This window comes from Amycolatopsis sp. N2S4-7 (genome assembly GCF_058119595.1).
On the sequence record NZ_CP172299.1, the window covers coordinates 2,968,807 to 2,990,499 of the forward strand.

The window sequence follows — 21,693 nt, forward strand, 5'->3', positions numbered from 1 at the left end:
ACAATCACATCGCCAGTCGCAATCGATTTACCGCGTCGACCGGTCACAATCCACAGAGTATACTTCCAACGCTTCAAACAATTCAAGAATGCCGCGATCACCCTTCAGCCCGGCGTACCGGCTCGACAAGAAGTCTGCTAGCTCCCCACGAGGCGCGGAACTGCGCATCCGCCCCAGACGCAAGGAGTTAACGACTCATGACTCCAGCACGAACAGGATCGAAGTTGACTGCCGTTGACCGCTACCGATCGGCCTCCCGTCGCTTTCGGTCACGATCTGGGAACCAGAAGAGTCGCTGCGCCGTTCGCGGTCTCCATATGCCCACAGACCCATCCTCGCACGTGCATACGCGCGTGCATCACCAACGGTGGCTCCCTCCAATGATGATGCGCCGATGCACGCTGTTGATGACCTGAACGTGACAGCTACCAGCCCTCTAGAAGAGGAGACGTCACCCTCCGTAACAGCAGGGCCGGTCAGCAAAGATCATCTATCGCCGCCTGGCTCATAATGACAGCGATGTCACCTCGCGTGTCGAGAGCCCAACTTTTCGCAGGCCAGAAGCTCTTTCCTGCGAAACCAGCCGGTATGTGATGCAGGTAATATTCCCACCTTCCGTTCGGCGCAGGTTTGATGCCGGACATCGCACACGACACACGAAAGAGGTGTCGGCGCGTGCCGTGCGTCACCGGAGCCAGGTAGTGTGCTCGTGCAGCGGATCACCTGTAGGTGTGACGCCCCGACGTTCCGGGTGGAGATGTTCTCCGCCGCGGCGTGGACATCTCGGTTCACGCTCTCCCCCGGAAAGGAGGGCGTCACATTTCATGAGTGAACCGCCCGACCCGCCTCTCGCTCCAGCCAGCAGTGACGAGGGACGGGATGCTCGAGATCAGGACCGCGTGCTGCGCGCGATCCGCGTCGCACAGGCTGCCGCCATCGCGGTGGACCTGTGTGCTGAGGCCTCACACAACGAGGCCCTGACGTGGGTCGCCAGGGCCTCGCGTGCACTGCTGGGTCTAGCGGCTCTATGGCGATTGCAGCGCCACCGCTAGGTAATTCGCCGAGGAAGTGCCCGTCGAGTCACGCATCCCAGCGTGCACACGGCGGGCATTTTCTCTTCTCCCATCGGTCGAGCCGCCTTACCAGCGGATCGTCCGAATGGTCGCTGAGGTGTACGCGATTAGGGTGACAGGGACCAGCAAACCTGGCGACGTGACCCAGGTCACCTTTCCGGCAGTTCCTAGCCGTTACAAAGTAACAGTACAGACACTTCGCGAACACAGAACGCAGTCGTCGCAGATCAGAGCCATGGTGCCCAAGCCGCAGTTGACACATGTCAAGTATCTGCTTACAACAAACGACTACTCCAAAAGAGTGGCAGGTCAATGGTATGTTGACCAAATAAGTCAACGTGACGTTGACATCGGAGGTGTGTCACCTATGGCGGGAAGCGTTCTTGATGTCGATGGCCTGCTGCGCCGAGCCGCAGACCTCGCTCGTTCGATCGGTGCCCGCCGGTTCGCCAACCGGCCGGGCAAGCTCACGCAGCTGCTGCATCAAATCTCCGATCCGCCTGACGGCCTCGTCGATGCGGTGCACGCCCCCGAGCTGGAGACTGCCTTGACACTAGTTCCGTTGGCGCGACACCAGCTCGACGAGATCGAACTGGGCTTGCTGACCCAAGCTCGGCGCGCCGGACTGAGCTGGGCGAAGATCGCCCAGCAGCTGTCGCTGGGTAGCCGCCAGGCAGCGGAGCAACGGTACCTGCGGCTGCAGGCAGTCCATGCCGCCGGCGCCAGTGAGCGCGACCCTCGGTCAGCGCGCCAGCAGCGGCACCAGCACGCCGTTTTCGCCGAGCAGCTCACGGATGCTGCGCCGCTGATCAACCGGCTCGCCAACGTCCTACCTGATGCCCTCGAGGACAGCGTATACGCAAACCCCCTGGAACCAGCGCCTGAACTACGACCTGGCGCGTGGGACGAGCTGCCCTTCACGAATCGCGGCTTCACCGCAGACCTGCTGACCGGATTGTTCGAACCTCACTTGAGGGCGGTACGCGCTGCGGCTCGCGCCGATGACCTCAGCCGGCGGTTCCGTGCAGTCACTCATCTTCTTGAACTTTTGCACCACCACCCGCAAGTCCTCAACTACCTACCGTCAGAAATCTTCAGCGACGTGGTGAGCCTTACCAACACTGCGGCCACGATGGGACGCATCGCTCCCGATCTCGTCCCACCGGCATTTCGGCGGCTTCCCAGTCCACCAGGACAGCGCCGCGCCTAGCATCGACGTGGTCGTGATGCCTCCTCCGAACCGTCGAAAGAGCCGGTCAGCGACGGGCCTCGCGTCATGCGGCAACCGGCGTAGCTCTTGTCTCAACCAATGAGCCACGTACCCAGGTGAGAGTAAGCGAGCTGGGGTGCCATGAAGATCGGCAAACGCGTCACCTTGAGTCAGGGCGTGTTCGCTGGGGCGGACCACAGGTTTACATAAATAGTGTTATCGGACGTTCACGGCAACTTCAGGGGAGGATCCGGACGACCGTCCGGGGTGTCGACGACGTCCTCGTCGAAAACGTGAAGCTCGAACCGGGCAGTATCGTAGCCACCGATCTCCCAGGCGAGGTCGCTGTCAGCGGCACGCCACTCACGTCCGGTGGCACGTTCCCGTAGCAACCACCCCACGAAGCCCTCCCTACAAGCTGCATCGCCTCGACCAGACGACCCTACCAAATGTAGAACATGCGTTCGATCGAGTAGGTGGGGGTTTCGGGGCAAACCAGCGACGGCGCCGTCGGTCGACCGGGTACCTCGCCGCCGGCCAGGAGTCGCTAGCGCCCACTAACCCGCGCCGACGCGGGTTCAGCGGATCACGTCGGGCGCTCCCGAGGTCGCCAGGGCCGCCCGTGTTGGCAGGGCTTCCCAATCGCCGGGCACCGTGCACATCAGTGCGCCCGCCTGCGCCGCGGTCCGCAGGCGGGTCGCGACATCTCGGCCCGCCAGTCGTTCGGCGAGGTAGGCCCCGACGAACGCGTCGCCGGCGCCGACCGGGTCGACCAGGTTGATCGGGAACGCGGGTTGCTCGTGGGTTCGACCGCCGATCCTGGCCAGTGCTCCGTCCGCGCCGAGTTTCAGCACGGCTTCGGCCGGTCCCAGCGCGGCGAGCGCCGCGACCAGTTCGGCGGGGCTTCCGGTGTCGGTGCCGAGCAGGAGACGTGCTTCGTCGTCGCCGGCGAAGACGATGTCGGCGTCGGCGATGAGTTCGCGGAGGGCAGGCCTGGCGGCTTCGGGTGTCCACAGCGCCGAGCGGTAGTTGATGTCGACCGAGACGGAGACGCCGGCGGCACGGGCGATGTCGACGGCCTTCCGCACCGCGGAAGCCGGGCTTTCGCCCAAGGCAGGTGTTATCCCGGTGACGTGCAACAGCGCGGCGCCCGAGATCAGGTCGGCGTCCACGTCGGCGGGTGAGAGCCGTGCGCCCGCCCCGTGTGCCCGGTAGTACCAGACGCGGGTGGCGCCGCCTGGTGGCCGTTCCTTGAGCATGAGCCCGGTCGGTGCGGCCGGGTCCCGGGTGACGTGGACGTCGATACCTTCCGCGGTCAGTTCCCGGACGACCTTGTCCCCCATCGAGTCCGCCCCGAGCCGGCCGATCCAGGTGACCGGGGTGTCGAGCCGGGCCAGTGCGATGGCGACGTTGCTTTCCGCGCCGCCGATGCCCAGCGTCATGGTCGGCACGTGCTGGAGGTGCCCGACGGTGGCCGCGGTCAGCAGGCCCATCGTCTCGCCGAGGGTGACGACGCCGCCCCGGTTCATCGGGCGTCCGCCGCCGTTCGAAGTGCTCGCCGGGCCCGGTCCGCGAGTGCGGCGAGGTCCCCGCCGCGCAACGCGTCGGCTGCGAGGGAACCACCGAGCCCGACGGCGAGTGCGCCCGCCCGGAGCCACGTACCGATGTCGTCCAAGCCGATTCCACCGGTGGCCATGATCCGCAGTTCGGGTACCGGTTCGCGAACAGCGCGGACGTGCCCGGGCCCGACGGTCGACGCGGGAAAGAGCTTCACGGCCGCCGCTCCGGCTTCCCACGCGGTGACCAGCTCGGCGGGTGTCATCCCCGCCGGGTACACGGGAATGCCGGCGGCGAGACCCACCTGGAGCACCTCGACGTCGAACAGCGGGCTGACCAAGAAGGACGCACCGGCCTCGACGCAGCGCCGGGCAGCGTTTTCACCGCGGACGCTCCCCATTCCGATGTCGGCAGCGTCGCCGAGTTCGCGCCGCAGGGTGGTCAGCGCGTCGAGCGCGCCCGAAGTGGTCATGGTCAGCTCGAGGCAGGTGAGCCCCACTTGCTGGAGAGTGCGGGCTGCCGGGAGCAGGTGCTCGGGCGAGCTTGCCCGCAGGATGGCGACCACGCCGGTACGCAGCAGCGCGTCGCTCGGGGATGGCCGGTGCAGCAGTGTGCCCGTCATGACCGCACCGCCGCGGTCGCGTCCTCGGGCACGTTCAGGTCGCGGTCCCGGGTCTCCGGAGCGAGCCGGACCGCGAGCAGGCTGATCGCCATCATGACCATCATGTAGATCGCGACCGGGATCCAGGACCCGGCGAACGCGCTGATCAGGGCCGCGCAGAGGAGCGGGGCGACACCACCGCCCAGCACGGAGGAGAACTCGCGGCCGAGGGTGACGCCGGCGTAGCGGTAGCGGTTGCCGAACAGCTCCGGGAAGTAGCTCATCTGGACCCCGACCGCGCCCTGGCCGGCCAGGATGAAGCCGACCACGATCGTGACCACGATGGCGATCGGTGATCCGGTGTTCAGCGCGATGAACGACGGCCCGGGCAGCAGGACGAGCGCGGTGACGATGGCCGTGTAGACGGGTTTGCGGCCGACGCGGTCGGACAGGACGCCGAAGCCGATCGCGGCGATGCCGCCGCAGATCGCGCCGACGAGCAGCACCTTGGGCACGAACTGCTTGCTCACGCCGACCGAGGACACCAGGTAGGAGGCCATGAAGACCTGGTAGGTGTAGGACTGTGCGCTGACCCCGACGTTCATGAACAGCACGAGCAGCATGGGCCGCTTGCCGTGCCGGAAGATCTCGCCGACCGGTTTGCGCGGCTCGGCGTGCTGCTGCTTGAGCTCCTGGAACACCGGGCTCTCGGCGAGCTTGCGGCGGATGACCATCGCGGCGATGGTGACGAAGAGGCTGGAGAGGAAGACCAGCCGCCATCCCCAGCTCATCAGCTGCTCGTCCGGCAGGAGCTGGACGAGGATCCACGCGAGCGCGCCGAGCGCGGTGCCCAGCGCGGCCCCGGTCATGACCAGGGAGGCCAGCCGCCCGCGCCTGCCGATGTCCGCCGTCTCGGTGAGCAGGGTCGCGCCGCCGGACTGCTCGGCGCCCGCCCCGAAGCCCTGGAAGAACCGGCACAGCACCAGCAGCACCGGCGCCAGGATGCCGACGTGGGAGTAGGTGGGCAGCAGGCCGATCGCGAGCGTCGAGCCACCCATCAGCAGCAGCGTGGCGATGAGCACCCACTTGCGGCCGAGACGGTCGCCGTAGCGGGAGAAGAACAGGCCCCCGAGTGGCCGGGCCGCGAAGCCGACAGCGTAGGCGCTGAAGCTCGCCAGGAGGCCGGCGGCGGCCGAGACGTTGGGGAAGAACAACTTCGAGAAGACCAGGGCCGACGCCGTGCCGTAGATGACGAAGTCGTACTGTTCGAGCGCCGTGCCGATCAGGCCGGCCCAGGCGGCGCGGCGCACCGCGCGCGGCGGGGCGTGCTGAGGCTGGGACTGTCCTGATGAGACGGTGGCGCCGGTGCTGTCGGTGATGTCCATGCTTCCTCGGATGGAATCGGTGCCGTGTTCGGGCGGGCGGACAGGGAAGGTCAGGCCGTGGGCCGGATGAGGACCTTGAGGTGGCGGGGATCCCGGCCGGGCGCGCGCAGCGCGGTCGCGGTCTGGTCGAGCGGGAACCGGCCGGTGACGAGACCGGCCAGATCCACCCGGCCGCTCGCGGCGAGCGCGATCGCGGCCGGAAAGGCATGGGCATAACGGAAGGCGGTGCTCAGGTCGATCTCCCAGCGCTGCAGGTACGCCAGCGGCAGGCCGTCGACAGTCGGCGGGGCCTGGCCGACGACGGTGGCGCGCGCTCCGGGGCCCAGTGCCTGGATGCCTTGCCAGAGTGCCCCGGGGTGGCCCGAACATTCGATGAGCCGGTCCATGGCCGGCAGGTCGAGTGCGCGCGTCGCGGTGTTGACGGTCGCGGTCGCGCCGAGCGCGGCCGCCTTGGCCAGGCGGTCGTCGTTGACGTCGGTGACGACGACGTCGGTCGCCCCCGCGGCGCGGGCGACCTGGGCCACCAGGATGCCGATCGGCCCGGCTCCGGTGACCAGGACGCGGTGGCCGAAGCGGACGTCGGCGCGCCGCACGGCCCACACCGCGACCGCCAGCGGCTCGATCAGGGCGCCGAGTTCGGTGTCGATCTCCCCGGGTAGCCGGTGCACCGCCCGCGCCGGGGCCACCACGTGTTCGGCGATGGTGCCGTCGGTGGGCGGTGACCCGAGGCAGCTGCCCGTGGGGCAGAGGTTGTACCGGCCGGAGCGGCAGGTCGGGCAGTCACCGCAGCCGATCGCGGGCTCGATGGCCACCGGGGCACCGACCGGCAGCCGCACGTGTTCCCCCACCGCCGTGATCACCCCGGACGCCTCGTGCCCGAGCACGGTCGGCTGCTTCAGCACGTTCCCGCCGTTGCGGCCGTCGGCGAAGTAGTGCATGTCCGAGCCGCAGACGCCGACCGCGTCGACGGCGACCAGCACGTCGCCGGGACCCAGCGGGGGCACCGGAACGCGCTCGATGCGCAGGTCTTCGGGACCGTGCAACACCGCGGCCCGCGTCCTGTCCGGGATGGTCGTCATGGTCGTGTCCTCATCGCTGAAACCGGTTCGCGGGCGGCCGCCTCGCGGGCCGCGGCCACCACGCCGTGGCGCACCAGCAGGTCGACGAACTCCGCGATCCGGTCGGCGAACGCGTCGTGCGCAGCCAGTTCGGTGCCGAGCAATCCGGTGCCGAGCGCCTCGGTGACGTAGGCGCGCGTCGGCAGCGCCGTGAACGGGGCCAGGCCGGCGCGCGCCGGGTCGGTCATCGCCGTCGCGGCCGGGCCGGGGTCGAAGCCGGCCGGTGGTGCGAGGCAACAGAGGTAGGCCGCCACCGTGAGCGCGAGGTGGTGTGGCACGCGCCCGGCCTTCAGGTGGGTGAGGGCGGGGCCCGGCACCCGCTGGGCGAGCTTGACCGAGCCGTCGGAGCCGACCTGCCGGGTGCGGTGGGCCAGCGCCGAGTTCGACCATCGGTCGAACAGCTGGGCCACATAGTGTTCGAGATCGACGTCCGAGGGCACCGGCACGGTCGGCAGGTATTCCTCGCGCAGCACCAGTGTCGCGGCGTCGCGGATCGCGTCGTGGGTGATCGACTCGGGGATGGTGTCGCACCCGTGGAGCGCGCCCAGGTAGGCGATCAGCGAGTGCGTTCCGTTGAGCAGCCGCAGTTTCAGCAGCTCGTAGGGGCCCACGTCGTCGGTGAAGACGGCGCCACCACGGTCCCAGGCCGGCCGTCCGGCCGCGAAGGAGTTCTGGATCACCCACATGCTGAAGGGTTCCGCCGGGACCGGGACCGCGTCCCGGACGCCGAGGTGCGCGGCCACGGTGTGCCGGTAGGCGTCGGTGGTGGCCGGGACGATCCGGTCCACCATGGCGTCGGGGAACGCGACGGTGTTCAGGTAGGGCTCGAGCTCGTCGCGCTCGGTCGCGGGCAGCCCGGCCACGAACTCCGCGACCAGCCGGCCGGTGAGCTGTCCATTGTGGATGAGGTTGTCGCAGCTCATGATCGTGACCGGCTCGCCGTGGGCCCGCGCGCGGTGCTGCAAGCCCCGGACGATCAGCCCCAGCGTCGTGCGGGACCCGGGCCCGAGGCGCCAGTCGCGCAGGTCCGCGGCGACGTCGGGATGGTCGAGGTCGAGGCGGCCGGACCGCGGGTCGAGGGTGTAGCCGTGTTCGGTGACGGTCAGGGTGACGATCCGCGTGGTGGGCGCGGCCAGCGCCCGCACGACCTCGCCGGGTTGGTGGGCCGCGACGAGGGCGCCGGTGTGCACGGCCGGGACGCTCACCTTCGTGGCCGTGGGCGAGAGCTCGACGACGGCGTAACGCATGTCCTGTTCACGCAACGCCTCGGCGATCGCGGTCGAACTGCGCGCGACGCCGAGGATGCCCCAGGGGCCGTCCTCCGCCGCGAGCGCGGCGGCGGTGTGCACGGCTTGGTGGGCGCGGTGGAAGTTGCCGAGGCCGAGGTGCACGATCCCGGTCGGCGGCGTCCCGCGGGGGTGGGACAGTGCCGCCGGCGGGGTGGTCCCGGCGGACAGGAGGGGCAGCACAGGCATCACCAATCGGTCAGGGTTCCGTCGCGGCGGCGGGCGACGGGGAGGTAGGCGGGCTCGTAGGGGAACCGGCCGGCCAGTTCCTCGTCGACGTCGACGCCGAGGCCCGGTGCGTCGCCGGGGTGCAGGTGGCCGTCGGCGTAGGTCCAGTCGTGCCGGAACACCTCGTGCGCCGCGTCCGGGTAACCCATGTATTCCTGGATCGCGAAGTTGGGCGTGGCCAGCCCGACGTGCAGCGCCGCGGCCAGCGCGATCGGGGACACGTCGGACGGCCCGTGCGGGGCGAGCCGGATCTGCCAGACCTCGGCGAGCGCGGCGATCCGCCGCAGGTGCGTGATCCCGCCCGCGTGGGACACCGCGGCCCGGACGAAGTCGATCAGCTGCTCGGTGACGAGCTGCTGGTACTCCCAGATCGTGGTGAACACCTCGCCGATCGCCAGGGGGGTGGTGGTGTGCGCGCGGACCCGGCGCAGGACTTCCTGGTTCTCCGCGGGCGTGACGTCTTCGAGCCAGAACAGGTCTACCGGTTCCAGGGCCTTCCCCAGCCGGGCGGCCTGGATCGGGGTCAGCCGGTGGTGGGCGTCGTGCAGGAGGGCGAGCTCGGGCCCGACGTGGGCGCGGACCTCGGCCAGCGCGCCGGGTGCGTACCGCAGGTAGGCGTCGGTGTCCCAGACCTCTTCGACGGGCGCTTTGCCGCGGCCGGCCGGTTCGTACGGCGCGCCGTCCTTGGTCACGCCGTAGACGGAGTCGAGGCCGGGCACGCCGGTCTGCACGCGGATCGCCTGGAAACCGCGGGCGCGGATGGCGTCGACGGCGTCCAGGAGCGCGGGCACGTCCCAGCCGGTGGCGTGGGTGTAGGACAGGACCCGGTCCCGGACCGCGCCGCCGAGCAGCTGGTAGACCGGCTGGCCGGTGACCTTGCCCTTGATGTCCCAGAGAGCGAGGTCGACCGCGCCGATCGCGGCCATGGTGACCGGGCCGCGGCGCCAGTAGACCCCGCGGTAGAGGTACTGCCAGGTGTCCTCGATCCGGGCGGGGTCGCGGTCGATCAGGATCGGGCAGACGTGGTCGCGCAGGTAGGCGGCGACGGCGAGCTCACGCCCGTTGAGAGTGGCGTCACCCCAGCCGACCACCCCGTCGGCGGTGGTCACCTTCAAGGTGACGAAGTTGCGGCCGGGGCTGGTGACCAGGACTTCGGCGGAGACGATGCGGTCGCTCATCCGGCCACCGCCACGACACCGGCCAGCGGCTCCCCCGCCGCGAGCCGGCGGACGTTGGCCGCGATGTCCGCCGCGCGCCCGGCGAAGGTCTGCCGGGTCAGCCCGGACGAATGCGGCGTCATGAGCACGTTCGGCAGGTCCCGGAACGGCACGGTCGCCGGTGGCGCGGTCGCCCCGTGTCCGGGGTAGCCGTACCAGACATCGAGCGCGGCACCAGCGATCACCTTGTCCCGCAACGCTTCGTAGAGTGCCCGTTCGCCCACGACCGGGCCGCGGCCGACGTTGATCAGCACCGCGTCGGCCCGAGCGCGGGCCAGCTCGTCGGCACCGATCAGCCCGGCCGTCTCCGCCGTGAGCGGGACGCTGACCACGATCACGTCCGCGGTCTCCAGAAGGGTGCCGAGATCGCCGGTCGCCCCCGACCAGTCCAGCCCGACGGCGGCGGCGTCGACGTCACCGCTGCGCGTGACGGCCACCCCGTGCGCACCGAACGCCCGGAACAGCTCCCACGCGCGCGCACCGATGTGCCCGAACCCGACGAACCCGATCGTGGCCGCGCCGAGCGAATCAGACCACGGCACATCGGGCCGGTAGACCGGGGAAGCCCATTCGTCGCGGCGCAACGCGGCGTCCTGGGCGAGGAACCCGCGGCGGAGCAGGACCGCCGCGGCGACCGCGTATTCGGCGATGGCGTCCTCGTGGTGATGGGTGTTCGCGATGATCGTCCCCGGCGCCAGCGCGGCGACGTCGATCCCGTCGATCCCGGCGCCCGCGGCGTGCACCAGGCGCAGGTTCTTGGCCGCGGCGGCCGCCGATCCGGAGCAGCGGCTCGAGACCAGCACGTCGGCATCCGCCACGGCCGCCTCGACGGCCCCGGGATCGCGGGGATCCGGCCAATCCGTGACCGAGCCCGGCGGGAAACCGGCCTCCAGTTCCGCGCGCAGCGGAAGCAGGTTCGTGTCGGCGATGACGATCCTCATGCCGTCTCCCGGATCTCGGTGGCCGGACGCGCGGCGGCCGGGCCGGTCGAGGACCGGACGACCAGGTGGGTGGGCAGGCGCAGGGTCCGGGGGGTCTGCCGGTCGCCGGCGACCGCGCGGGTCAGCTGTTCCAGGCTCAGTTCGCCCGCACGGGCCAGCGGGACGGCGATGCTCGTCAGACCCGGTTCGGCGACCGCGGCGAAGGGGATGTCGTCCGCCCCCACCACCGACAGATCGTCGGGGACCCGGACACCGAGCGCTCGGGCGCCGGCGATGATACCCAGCGCGACGAGGTCGTTGTGGGCGATCACCGCGGACGCGCCGGACGCGACCACCCGGGCCGCCGCCGCGCTCCCGCCGGCCACGGTCTCGGTCTGCCATCCGAGCATTTCCAGCTCGAGGTCGTACTCTTCGGCGAGCGCGCGCACCAGCTGCACGCGGTGGCCGTTGGTCCAGGAATGCGCGGAGCCCTGCACGTAAGCGATCCGCCGGTGGCCCAGCGCGGTCAGGTAGTCGACAGTCTGGCGTAGCCCCTCGCTCGCATCGGCGACGATGCAGTCCGCCCCGGCCGCCTCGCGGTTGACCAGCACGACCGGGGTCCGGCCGCACAGATCGAGGATTTCTTCCGCGTCGAGCCGCGACGAGCAGACGACGATGCCGTCGACCCGGTCCCGCAGGTGCTCGATGGCTTCCCGCTCCCGATCCGGATCGAAGTCGGTGTCGGCCAGGACCACGGTGTGCCGGCTGCGGCGGCCCTGACCCTGCGCAGCCTTGACGAACGCGGAAAACACCGGGTTGGCGATGTCCGGCACCACGACCGCGATGGTGGCAGCGGCCTCCGAGGTCGGCTCCACAGCCCGGGGCGCCGGAGAGTAGCCGAGCTCTTGCGCAACTGAGAGAACTTTGCGCAAGGTGTCCGGCCCCAGCCGACCCGGGTCGCTGAACGCCCTGGACGCGGTCGAAAGCGCGACATCAGCGCGCTTGGCGACATCCGTCAGGGTTGGCCCCATGACTCCTCCTTGAGTGACTGCGTACAAGGAGGGTGACTGACTTGCACAAGCTTGTCAACGCTTGCCAGAACCTCGACCAGCCGGAGCAGCAAGGGCTCTCGGCCGCGGACCGCAGAGCGGGCCGGGCACTGACGGACCTCCCACGGGCGTCACCCGTCCCGCTCTCGACACATCTGCCGGTGAGGCTTTCCGGCCGGAGAGACGAACCGCGCCGCCTACGCCCGGTCGCCGCGGGCGGCTCCTGGAGCCCGCCGCCACCGGCCTCGCCGCGACCCGGATCACCGACGCCCGGCTCACCACCGTCGCCGAACTCTTCGACGCGATGCAGGAAGCCGTCGAGGACGTCGAACGCCTCACCGTGCTCGACGCCGCCTTCCACCGCGCAGTGGTCACCACCGCCGGAAACGAAACACTCACGCCCTGCTCGACGGCATCTCCTCCCAGACACTTTGAGCGAGGATCTGGCGCGGCACCGTCGACCGGGGCGTGCCGCACGAGACCCTGTCCCAGCACAAAGCGTTCTACGACGCACTGGCCGGCCGCGACCCCGCCGTGGCCACCGCGGCCGCCCTGATGCACGTGGACACCTCCGAGCGCTGGCTGCGGGCGCACGTGGCCGATCTCCCGGACCCCGAAGCCGGGTAACCGATCCGACGGGCGGCAGCTGGGCACGCTGATCGTTGTCTTCGTGTCGTGTGGAGATCCCGGCGCGAAACCGGAGGAGGCCCGGCGACGGGTGAAGATCACAAGGTCGGCGCCGGGTGGGCCGTGTTGTCGAGCCAATGCCTAGCGAGGTCGATGTGGCCCTCGACGCCAAGCCGGTGGCCTCGCGGCCGGTGAGCGAGAGCCGCCGGGTCAGGATCAGCAGCAGCGATCGGGCCGGGCCCGAAGACAACGTGAGCGAGCTGATCCAGCCGGCCTGACCCGGGCCACCCGCTCGATGAGGTCATTTCCCGGTGGACGCGTCCGGCGGGGTGACCTCGGTGGTCCTGACGTCGATCTCCGAGTGCAAGGTCCGGTGCACCGGGCACCGGTCGGCGATCTCGAGCAGCCGCTGCCGCTGGTCGCGGTCCAGCGCGCCGTCGAGCCGGATCACGCGGTCGATCCTCTCGAGCCGGCCGTCGCGGGTCTCGCAGTCCGCGCAGTCGCTCGCGTGGATCCGGGAGTGCCGCAGCCTTACCGTGACGCGTTCGAGGGGCCACCGCTTGCGCTCGGCGTACATCCGCACCGTCATCGACGTGCAGGCCCCGAGCGCGGCAAGCAACAGCTCGTACGGCGCGGGGCCGCTGTCGCCGCCGACGGGAACGGGTTCGTCCGCCGTGAGGACGTGCCGGCCCGCCATGATCCGTCGGGCCAGCGAACCTCCGCCGTTCTCCGACACCACGACCTCGCCTTCGGCGGTCACCTCCGGTACGTCCTCCGGAGCGAGGGCGTAGCGGCCGGCCCAGGCCGCGAGCACTGTGGCCACGTAATCGGCGTCCGCCCGCCTGGTCAGGAGGTGATCGGCGCCATCGAGCGCGATGTACGACTTGGGATGTCGGGCGGTGTCGAAGATCCTCCGCGCGTTGTCGATCCCGACGAGCTCGTCCCCCGGCGAATGCAGCACCAGCAGAGCCGCATCGAGCTTCGCGACTCGCTCGGCCTGCTGCTGCGCGGCAATGTCGTCGAGGAACTCCTTCCGGATGCGGAACGTCCGGCCGGCGAGGACGACGTCTGCCTCCCCGCGCCGCTCGATCTCGGCCCGGCTGCCGTCCAGCAGCCCGAGCACGTGCCCGGGCTCGGCCGGAGCGGCGATGGTCACCACCGCCCGTGCCTCGGGCATCCGGTGTGCCGCGGCGAGCACCGCTGCCCCGCCCAGTGAGTGTCCGATGAGGATGGACGCGGGAGCGAAGTTCGCGCGGAGGTACTCCCCAGCGCGCCACAGATCCTCGACGTTGGACGTGAAACCGGTGTTGCCGAAGTCTCCGCCGGATCCGCCGAGACCGGTGAAGTCGAACCGCAGCACCGCGATCCCGAATCCCGCCAGCGCGCGCGATATCCGCGCTGCCGCCACCACGTCCTTGCCACAGGTGAAACAGTGCGCGAACAGCGCGTAGGCCCGCGGCTCACCCTCAGGCAGCTCCAGCCGGGCGGCGAGCGGCACCCCCTGCGATCCGGGGAACTCGATCTTCCTGCTCCGCATCGCCCGTTTCCTTTCGTCGGAACAGATCTCCTGGATGCAACCAAGCTACGGGGCTGGACACACAGACTCCGCGACCTGGGGAGCCGGTAAGAATTTCGTCAGCACTTCGGCCGACGCGGACTGCAGTGAAGTCTTACGCGCCCATGACGAACTCGCCCGCATCGATCGGCGCACCCATCAGCCGGGCTAGTTTCACTCGACGACACCGCCCCGCGAAAACGGAGAACTCCATGTCCACCGTCGATCTGCGTTTCGATGGCTTCAAAGCACTGTTCCTCAACGGCACGCTGAAAAGGTCTCCCGAGGCGAGCAACACCGAGGGACTGATCACCATCAGCCGGCAGATCATGGAGAAGCACGGCGTCGAGGTCGAGGTGATCCGCACGATCGACCGCGACATCGCCGTCGGCGTCTGGCCCGACATGACCGAGCACGGCGCGGAGTCCGACGAATGGCCCGCCGTCTACCAGAAGGTCCTCGCCGCCGACATCCTCGTGCTCTGCGGCCCGATCTGGCTGGGTGACAACAGTTCCGAGACGAAGAAGGTGATCGAGCGCCTCTACGCCTGCTCTCACCTGCTCAACGAGGCCGGGCAGTACGCCTACTACGGCCGTGCGGGCGGTTGCCTGATCACCGGCAACGAAGATGGCGTCAAGCACTGCGCGATGAACATCCTCTACAGCCTCCAGCACCTCGGGTACACCATCCCACCCCAGGCCGATGCCGGCTGGATCGGCGAAGCCGGCCCGGGACCGTCCTACCTGGAGCCCGGCTCCGGCGGCCCGGAGAACGACTTCACCAACCGCAACACCACATTCATGACGTGGAACCTGATGCACACAGCCAGGATGCTCAAGAACGCAGGCGGCATCCCCGCCCACGGCAACCAGCGCGCCCGCTGGGACGCCGGCAGCCGGTTCGACTTCGCCAACCCCGAGTACCGCTGAAACCGGCCCCGGGGCCGGGACGACAAGCAGGTCCGACGGGGCGTGAGAACCAGTCTGGCTGAGTTCGCCATCGGTCGGATCTCATCCCTTATCAGCGAGTTTCCCTCCGTACAGTCCGGACAGTGAGTACCAAGCCGCACTCGGTGACCCCGAGGGGCGGAAGCAGGCACTCGCAGGCGCTCTGGGCACCTTCGCGAGCTTCGGCTTCCGCCAGGCTTCGAGGGCTAGTTCTCCCCTCCCAGTGGGATGTATCTCGGGTTAGGGCATAAGTCCGGCTGACAGCCGCCGGTGAGGGGGTTTCTGCCTCGGCCTCACACCGTGCTCGAGGGCTTCCGCGACGGAACTCGCTGCTGGCGCCCGTGGCGTGGCGTGTGTCGGCACCAGCGAGGAGTCGGAGAGCGCCCGGATACACAACTGGGTCTGTCCGGTTTGCCCATGTGGGATACGGATCTGGCCGCGGCGCTGCCGGCCACCCCCAGCCGGCTGCGGCTCTGCTAACCGGGGTATGGATCATCAGCGGTTCCACTCCTGGGACCGCAGGGACGGGACCGCAGGCCGGCTGGATGCAGCGATGATCATGGCGCCTTCTGGATGTGGGCTCGATGCGGCCACCCGGATAACGCACGACCAGGTGTAGTCACCTGCTTACGGTCAACTGCGGAGAGCCTCGGGACCGGTCCCCTCGACGCGCTACTAGCGTGCATGAGAGTTGTCGCGAAAGGAGCGAATGATGACCGCGAAGCAGCTCAGGATCGCGCAGGTGGTCATGTTCGCGCAGGCCGTCGCCTCACTCGGGATCTGGGTCGTGCAGCTGCTGACCATCAGTGCGCGACTTGACCACAACCAGGACGTCGCGGGTTCGGTGTGGTTCGTCATCGTGGTCAATCCCTTGATCGTCGCACTCGTCGCACTCGCCGCCACGTTCCTGACGCGACGTCAGTGGGCGCGCAACCTGGCGTTGTTCATGGAGGCAGTGGGCGCCGTAAGTGCGTTGATCAGTGTGATCACGGGATTCCCCCAGGCCGTGATCGCCATTCTGGTGGCCATCGGAGTGATGGTGCTGGTGGCCGCGGGGGCACGTCGTTCCGGCCAGGCCGTTGAGGAGACTTTCCGGTGAAGAATCCTGCCGGGTTCCGGCTCCGCATGTCCGTCCCCGCCGTCGTCCTGCTCGTCAGCGGCTGTGCCGGCCCACCCCCGGAGGTTTGCGACGGGACCTTGTGCGAAACGCCCGGCTACTGGCCGAGCACCGCGACCCAGATCGAGAACGCCTTCGTCGCCGTCCTGAGCGCGGTGGGCGTGGTACCGATCGTCCCTCGCAGCGCGAACGGCCCTGCTCGCCGGACAATCGATCTTCGGAAGTGACGACCGACGATGATCGGAGAGACGCATCGAACGGAGGTGGCCGTGACCACCGAACGCCTCGACCCGCACCGCCGGCGCAGCCTGCGCCACGGCGTGGCCGGGACCGTGCCGGGCACGCTGAGCGCGCTCACCGTCACCGGCGGCGTGGCCGTGCCGCCCTCGCCCGGGAGCCGGGTGACCTTCGGGCGCAACCGGCTGGAGGTCGACGTCTGCGTCGGCGAGGAGGACGTGCGGATCAGCCGGGTCCACGGGCAGCTCGTGCGCGAACGGGACCGCTGGTGGCTCAGCAACACCGGCCGCTCGCCGATCCGGCTGTCCGACAGCGTCCTGCTGCACCGCGACAGCGAACCGCTGCCGCTGGCCGACGGCTACACCGCGCTGTTCCTGCGCGGCACCCGCGAGCACGTGCTCGAGCTGCTCGTGTCCGACGGCGAGGCGGGCGTCGCCACGCGCCGCCCGACGCACCCGACGGCGCCGCCGAAACGCTGGCGGCTGTCCCCGGAGGAGCACCTCGTGCTGGCGGTGCTCGGGCAGCGTTACCTCGGCTACGACCCCCAGCCGCTGCCGCTGTCCCGGCAGCAGGCGGCCGCCGAGCTCGCCGAACGGCGGCCCCACGAGAACTGGACGGTCAAGCGGGTCGAGCACCTCGTTTCCCGGGTCCGGCAACGGCTTTCCGACGCCGGGGTGCACGGGCTGCGGCGCGAGGAGGTGGGGGAGCCGGTGGGGCTGACCCTGACCGTGAACCTGCTACGGGAACTGGTGCTCTCGACGACGCTGGTGCCGATGGACCTGGAATGGCTCGAACTGCCCGAAACGCCGTTCCTCGGATGAGGGAAGCGAGCATTTCCCGGCACGGCAAGCTTCGCGACCTGCTCGGCGGCGGCCCGGCGAGACGGCTGGCGCGAGCCGCGGCACGGCTCTCCGCGGCGTTTCCCGAACCACCCGCCGCCCCGCCGTCCGATCGGGCGATCCGCGCCTACGGCACCGCCTTGCGACTGGCATTGCGCCTGGACACCGCGCAAGCCGAACAACTCTTCCTGCGATATGACCACCAGATCCCGCCGAAGCGCTACCCGCTGACCGCGGCCGACGAGCCTTGGCTCACCTGCTCGGACCGCCACGCGGCGACGGTCGTGCTCGAGGTCGCGACGCGGCTGGGCCTGTCGGCACCGCAGCTGCGCGCCCGGGACCGGCTGACTGAACTCCTCGCGGACGCCGCGTCGATCGTGCGCGCCTTCGATCGGTGGCGGGCGCTGGACGTGCTCGACCGCGACGTCGTGACCCGGGTCCTGCACGGCTATACGTCGCGGGACTTCGCCCAGGACGAGCAGATGTGGCGCCTGTTCTTCGAGCACCTGCCGCCGGATCTGGTTCCGGAGCTGTTCGAGGTCCGGCGGTTCCTCGGGCACGGGGCGGCCGCTGTCCGCCTGGCCGGTACCCCCGAGCAGGAACGGGAGGCCATGGACGCTTGCCTGACCAGTACCGAGATCGACGACGTGGCGAGCGGGCTGGACTTGGCGCGCGAACGAGGCGAGCGCGACGCCATCACGGCGTTGGCCGGGCACCGGGCGGACCTCCTGGCAAACGCCGGCCGGTACGCGGAGGCATTGCCCGCTTACGAAGAAGCCGGCCGGGCCGACGGGGTGAGCCGATGCCACGAGGAACTCGGCCGGTTCGCCGAGGCCCTCGTGACGTGCCCGCCCGGCCAGGACGAGCGGTACGACGGGCTCGTGGACCGCTTCATGGCCGGTGTCCACCTGCTGATCGAGGCGGAGGAGTTCACCGAGGCCGCCCGGCAGCTGCAGCAGGTGCTCGACCACGGCGGGTACGCCCGGCACCGGGCGGGGCTGGCCGATCTGCGTGCCATCCTGCTCGGCGTGACGCGCCGGCACTTCGGCGAGCTCCTGCGCCACGGCGGCGACCGGCGGGACGCCATGCGGGCGTGGAGCCGGGTGGAGGAGGCAGCGGGAGAACACGCCCTGGCGGCCGCCCGAGCCGAAGACGGTGGCGAGTTCTTCCGAGCTCACCAGCTGTTCCTGTGCGCCGGCCGGTTCGGCGAGGCGGTCCAGGTGCTGCGCGACGACGACACGCCCGACGCGCTCGCCGCCCGCGCCGAGGCGTGCCGGGCCGGCGGCGACCCGGCCGGCGCGGCCGGGCTGTACGACCGCGCCGGGCAGCTGGAGCGAGCCGTCCCGCTGTACCTGGAGGCCGGCTGGTTCGCCGCCGCGGCGGGCTGCCTCGTGCGCCTGCTCGGCGACGGCGCGGCCGATGACGTCCGGCTGGCCGAATGCCTGCGCAAGACCGGTGACCACGACGAACTCGTGCGGCACTGCCTCACGGCGGTCGAGGCGCGCGGCGCCGCGTCCCCGTCCGCGGACGTGCTGCGCGAACTCGTCGAGGACGGCCTGGTGCCGCCGGACCTGACCACGCGGGTCGCCGAGGCTCTCGATGCGCTCGGCGCGCGGGAACGGGTCCGGTTCGAACAGCGCGCGCAGGCGTGGGTCGCCCAGGCCCGCGCGGACGTCGACGCGCGCTACAGCGGCATCTGGGGGTTCGACCTCGGCACCACGACCTGCGCCGCGGCCGTCTACGACACCGAGACGCGGCAACCGGTGTTCTGCCCGTGGAAGGGCGAGGTGCACTTCGCCTCGACGGTAAGCCTGGACCGCGACGGCAACGAACTGGTCGGCCTGCACGGCGAGGAAACGCTCGTGCCGTGGCTGGTCGGCCACATCGACGCCGCCAAGCGGAAGATGGGCCGCGGCACGGTCTTCAAGGTCCGCGACCGCACCTTCCGCCCGGAAGAGGTCGCCGCCCGCCTCGTCCGGCACGCTCGCAGCCTGGTCGAGACCTTCCTGGCGGACCGGGTGCGCGAGCGCGTCGCGGACCTGGCCTCCGACGAGCTCGGCGGGGTGCGTCCGGAGTGGCTGGCGTGGGCCGAGCAGAACCATGACTTGCGGCTGGAGCGGCGGCGGGTGGTCGTGACCATTCCGGCCTACTTCACCAACAACCAGAAGGCCGCCACCCGCGCGGCCTGCCGCATCGCCGGGGTCGACCTCGTCCGGCTGATCCACGAGCCGACGGCCGCGTGCATCACCGCCGTGCGCGAACGGCAGCTCGGCGGCGCGATCGCCGTCGTCGACCTCGGCGCGGGCACGTTGGATCTGAGCCTGCTGGACGTCGGCGAGAACGTCTACGACGTGCGGCAGGTGGGCGGGGACAGTCGCTTCGGCGGGCAAGACTTCGACGCCGCGATCACCACGGCTTTGGCGGGCCGCCTGGAACGGCTCGGCGTCCCCGTGGCCGTGAGCGGTTCGGTGTGGCGGCGCCTGGCGATCGCCGCGGAGCGCTTGAAAGTCGACCTATCCGCGCGAGAACACGCCGAGTACGAACTACGCGGCCTCGGCGACGGCGACGTTCGCCTGGAGCTGACCCGCGCCGAGCTGGCCGACATCCTAACCGGACAGCTGAGGCATCTGCACGAGATCTGCGCGGGGTTCGGCTCGTCGGCCACCACCCGTCCCGAGCACCTGGTACTGGTCGGCCGCCCGATGTTCTCGCCGCTGGTGCGGGAAACGGTGGAACAGGCGTTCGGGCTGCGCCGCACCGTGGTGTCCGATCCGCGGACCGCAGTGGCCGGCGGCGCCGCGCTCCTCGGCGCGATGCGCGACGGCTCGCTCGACGACATCGTGCTGCTCGACGTGACGCCGCTGTCGCTGGGGATCCGGGTGCACGACGAGCACGACCGCGAGAGCCTGTCCGAACTCGTGCCGTGCAACACGACCATCCCGGTGCAGCGCTCGGATGTGTTCACCACCCACGATGACAACCAGTCCGTGGTGCGCATCGAGATCTTCAACGGTGGTCTCGACCACGAGTCGAAGATCGGCCAGTTCCAGCTGTCCGGGATTCCACCTGCCGAAAAGGGCGTGCCGAAGATCGACGTCACGTTCGAAATCGACGCCAGCTGCGTGCTCTCGGTGACCGCGCGGGACCGGGCCACGGGCCAGGCCAATTCGATCCGGATCGCCGACACCACCCTGCTTTCGCCGAGGGAGGTAGCCGAACTCTCCCGCAGCTACGAACGGCAGCGCGAAGCCGAACAGCGGCAGCGAGACCTCGCCGGCCTCCGCGATCGGCTGCGCGATCTGGCCGCGTCCACAATGGATGATGACAGCGCCGCAGCCTGGCAGGAGTTCCGGCACCGCCAGGGCAGTCACGTCCCGGTGTCCGGCGCCGCCGACACCGACACCCGGCTGCTCGTCGAGATGTTCGGCCAAGCCGGCCAGACCGAACTGGACCTGCGCCGCGCACGGGAGTCGGTGCGCGAGGCCGCCGTCGCGGCACTGAACCACCTCGACCGGCCCGGTGGCGCGCTCGACGCCGATTTCGTCGAAACCACGCGGCTGACTGACGAATTGGCCGCCCGGATGGCCGGGTTGCACGCCCTGACGACGAAAATCGCCCGGTGGAACGCGGCCCTGGTGCGGCTGGCACTGGCCGAGCCCGACCCACTGCGCCGGTTCCGAACCCACTACGCGGCCGGCGACTACCGGCAGGCCTTGGCCGCGCTCGACACCCCGCCGTCGGACACCGAAGACCGCCGCCGGTACGCCCGCTGCCTCGCCGAGACGGGCGACGTCGACGGGTACAGGAGGTTCCGTCGGGCCGAGCCGGGCCGGCCCGGACAGGTGGCGTCCTCGCTGGTCCGGGTCCAGGTCGGCCCGAATTCCCACGCGGGATTTCTGACCTCGGACCGGCTCGTGGCCACTGGCGGGAAGGGGCTCAGCGCGGACACCGTCGTCACCGGACAAGGCCCCCGAAAGGTGACCCGGATCGACCTGCCGGCCTCGCCGGAACACGACGTGGTCGTGCTCCGGCTGGCCGAACCGGTGGAATCCAACCCGCCGCCGTTGGGATATCCCGCCCTCGTGCGCGTCGGTGACCTGCTGCGAACTGCCGCCGGCGACACCGGCCTGGTCGACAGGTTCGGCATGGTGGCCGGCACCCGTCTGTTTCACGTCGGTGTGCGGGGTCCGACGGCCGATGTGGGCGGGCCGGTGCTGGACGAACTCGGTGAAGTGATCGGCATCGTGGTGTCGACCGAAACCGGCACAGCGCGCGTACTCGGCATCGACGCCCTCAAACCTCTCCTGCCGAGGGCGGACCCGGACCGGCCGTGAGAGATTCCGCGGCGGAGTCAGCCGGTGGCGTTGTCGGCGCACGTCACGGCGAGGTTGCTTGAAGCCCGAGGATTGCAGCAGACCGATCAGCATCGTCCTGGTGCTTCGCCGCGTCGGCTACCAGCGAGCTCTTCGCGGCCGCCGCCTGCCCGAACAAGTTGCTTGACAACGCAAGTTACTATAGTCAGGTGCCGCACCGCCTCTTCGACAGTCCAAGAGCAACCTCCGTAGCACCTCCTGCCCGTCCCGCCTCTCCAAAGCGGAGCGCAATCGGCTGCTGACGAGCGAGCGGGGCGCCAGTGTCCACCACCCCGCCAGTTGGCACCCGGCTGGTTCGGTGCCCTGCCCGGCGCGGCCCCCGCACAGCCGGTTCAACCCCAGCACCCCTGCCAG

At 70.1% G+C, this 21,693-nt stretch carries 16 protein-coding genes and 1 pseudogene; 8 read left to right on the top strand and 9 right to left on the bottom strand.

Annotation, left to right across the window (positions count from 1 at the left end):
- Positions 1-1,212: 1,212 nt before the first annotated feature.
- Complete coding sequence (locus ACH54P_RS13760) at positions 1,213-2,283, top strand: hypothetical protein (protein ID WP_489912769.1); 1,071 nt, start codon at positions 1,213-1,215, stop codon at positions 2,281-2,283.
- 578 nt (positions 2,284-2,861) lie between these two features.
- On the opposite strand, the gene ACH54P_RS13765 is transcribed toward ACH54P_RS13760, so the two are convergent.
- From ACH54P_RS13765 to ACH54P_RS13800, 8 genes are read right to left on the bottom strand one after another with little or no spacing between them, the layout of a single operon-like run.
- Positions 2,862-3,812: a sugar kinase gene (locus tag ACH54P_RS13765; RefSeq protein ID WP_489912770.1), complete on the bottom strand. Its 951-nt coding sequence runs from the start codon at positions 3,810-3,812 to the stop codon at positions 2,862-2,864.
- A complete protein-coding gene (locus tag ACH54P_RS13770; protein ID WP_489912771.1) occupies positions 3,809-4,462 on the bottom strand; it encodes a bifunctional 4-hydroxy-2-oxoglutarate aldolase/2-dehydro-3-deoxy-phosphogluconate aldolase in 654 nt (217 codons plus the stop codon). Before ACH54P_RS13770 ends, ACH54P_RS13765 begins: the two co-directional genes overlap by 4 nt.
- Positions 4,459-5,826, bottom strand: a complete 1,368-nt coding sequence (locus tag ACH54P_RS13775; protein WP_489912772.1) for an MFS transporter — start codon at positions 5,824-5,826, stop codon at positions 4,459-4,461. Before ACH54P_RS13775 ends, ACH54P_RS13770 begins: the two co-directional genes overlap by 4 nt.
- A 50-nt stretch (positions 5,827-5,876) precedes the next feature.
- Positions 5,877-6,905, bottom strand: a complete 1,029-nt coding sequence (locus ACH54P_RS13780; RefSeq protein ID WP_489912773.1) for an alcohol dehydrogenase catalytic domain-containing protein — start codon at positions 6,903-6,905, stop codon at positions 5,877-5,879.
- Positions 6,902-8,419 carry a mannitol dehydrogenase family protein gene (locus ACH54P_RS13785; protein ID WP_489912774.1) on the bottom strand — a complete coding sequence of 506 codons (1,518 nt, stop codon included), beginning with the start codon at positions 8,417-8,419 and terminating at the stop codon, positions 6,902-6,904. Before ACH54P_RS13785 ends, ACH54P_RS13780 begins: the two co-directional genes overlap by 4 nt.
- Positions 8,419-9,636 carry a D-mannonate dehydratase ManD gene (manD, locus tag ACH54P_RS13790; protein ID WP_489912775.1) on the bottom strand — a complete coding sequence of 406 codons (1,218 nt, stop codon included), beginning with the start codon at positions 9,634-9,636 and terminating at the stop codon, positions 8,419-8,421. Before manD ends, ACH54P_RS13785 begins: the two co-directional genes overlap by 1 nt.
- Positions 9,633-10,616 (bottom strand): 2-hydroxyacid dehydrogenase, encoded by a 984-nt coding sequence (locus tag ACH54P_RS13795; protein WP_489912776.1) that lies wholly within the window; start codon positions 10,614-10,616, stop codon positions 9,633-9,635. Before ACH54P_RS13795 ends, manD begins: the two co-directional genes overlap by 4 nt.
- On the bottom strand, positions 10,613-11,626 hold the full coding sequence (locus ACH54P_RS13800; protein WP_489912777.1) for a LacI family DNA-binding transcriptional regulator: 1,014 nt from the start codon (positions 11,624-11,626) through the stop codon (positions 10,613-10,615). Before ACH54P_RS13800 ends, ACH54P_RS13795 begins: the two co-directional genes overlap by 4 nt.
- Before the next feature lie 61 nt (positions 11,627-11,687).
- On the opposite strand from ACH54P_RS13800, the pseudogene ACH54P_RS13805 reads away from it, so the two are divergent.
- The 3 genes and pseudogenes from ACH54P_RS13805 to ACH54P_RS13815 form a co-directional block, all read left to right on the top strand.
- Positions 11,688-11,984 (top strand): annotated as a pseudogene (locus ACH54P_RS13805) (hypothetical protein); the annotation flags it as partial.
- A gap of 128 nt (positions 11,985-12,112) precedes the next feature.
- Complete coding sequence (locus ACH54P_RS13810) at positions 12,113-12,271, top strand: hypothetical protein (protein ID WP_489912778.1); 159 nt, start codon at positions 12,113-12,115, stop codon at positions 12,269-12,271.
- Between the two features lie 137 nt (positions 12,272-12,408).
- Entirely contained in the window at positions 12,409-12,549 is a 141-nt protein-coding gene (locus tag ACH54P_RS13815) for a hypothetical protein (protein WP_489912779.1), read from the top strand.
- A gap of 23 nt (positions 12,550-12,572) precedes the next feature.
- Here ACH54P_RS13815 and ACH54P_RS13820 read toward each other — a convergent pair whose 3' ends face one another.
- Positions 12,573-13,808 (bottom strand): bifunctional alpha/beta hydrolase/OsmC family protein, encoded by a 1,236-nt coding sequence (locus ACH54P_RS13820; RefSeq protein WP_489912780.1) that lies wholly within the window; start codon positions 13,806-13,808, stop codon positions 12,573-12,575.
- Positions 13,809-14,038: 230 nt separating this feature from the next.
- Here ACH54P_RS13820 and ACH54P_RS13825 point away from each other — a divergent pair, with 230 nt between their 5' ends.
- The 4 genes from ACH54P_RS13825 (at position 14,039) to ACH54P_RS13840 (ending at position 21,300) form a co-directional block, all read left to right on the top strand.
- Positions 14,039-14,755, top strand: coding sequence for a flavodoxin family protein (locus tag ACH54P_RS13825; RefSeq protein ID WP_489916426.1), 717 nt, complete (start codon positions 14,039-14,041; stop codon positions 14,753-14,755).
- Positions 14,756-15,485: 730 nt separating this feature from the next.
- Complete coding sequence (locus ACH54P_RS13830) at positions 15,486-15,872, top strand: hypothetical protein (RefSeq protein WP_489912781.1); 387 nt, start codon at positions 15,486-15,488, stop codon at positions 15,870-15,872.
- A gap of 287 nt (positions 15,873-16,159) precedes the next feature.
- Positions 16,160-16,948 (top strand): FHA domain-containing protein, encoded by a 789-nt coding sequence (locus ACH54P_RS13835; RefSeq protein WP_489912782.1) that lies wholly within the window; start codon positions 16,160-16,162, stop codon positions 16,946-16,948.
- The gene (locus ACH54P_RS13840) at positions 16,945-21,300 is read left to right on the top strand and encodes an Hsp70 family protein (protein ID WP_489912783.1); all 4,356 of its coding nucleotides are present in this window, start codon (positions 16,945-16,947) and stop codon (positions 21,298-21,300) included. Before ACH54P_RS13835 ends, ACH54P_RS13840 begins: the two co-directional genes overlap by 4 nt.
- The last annotated feature ends 393 nt before the right edge of the window (positions 21,301-21,693 follow it).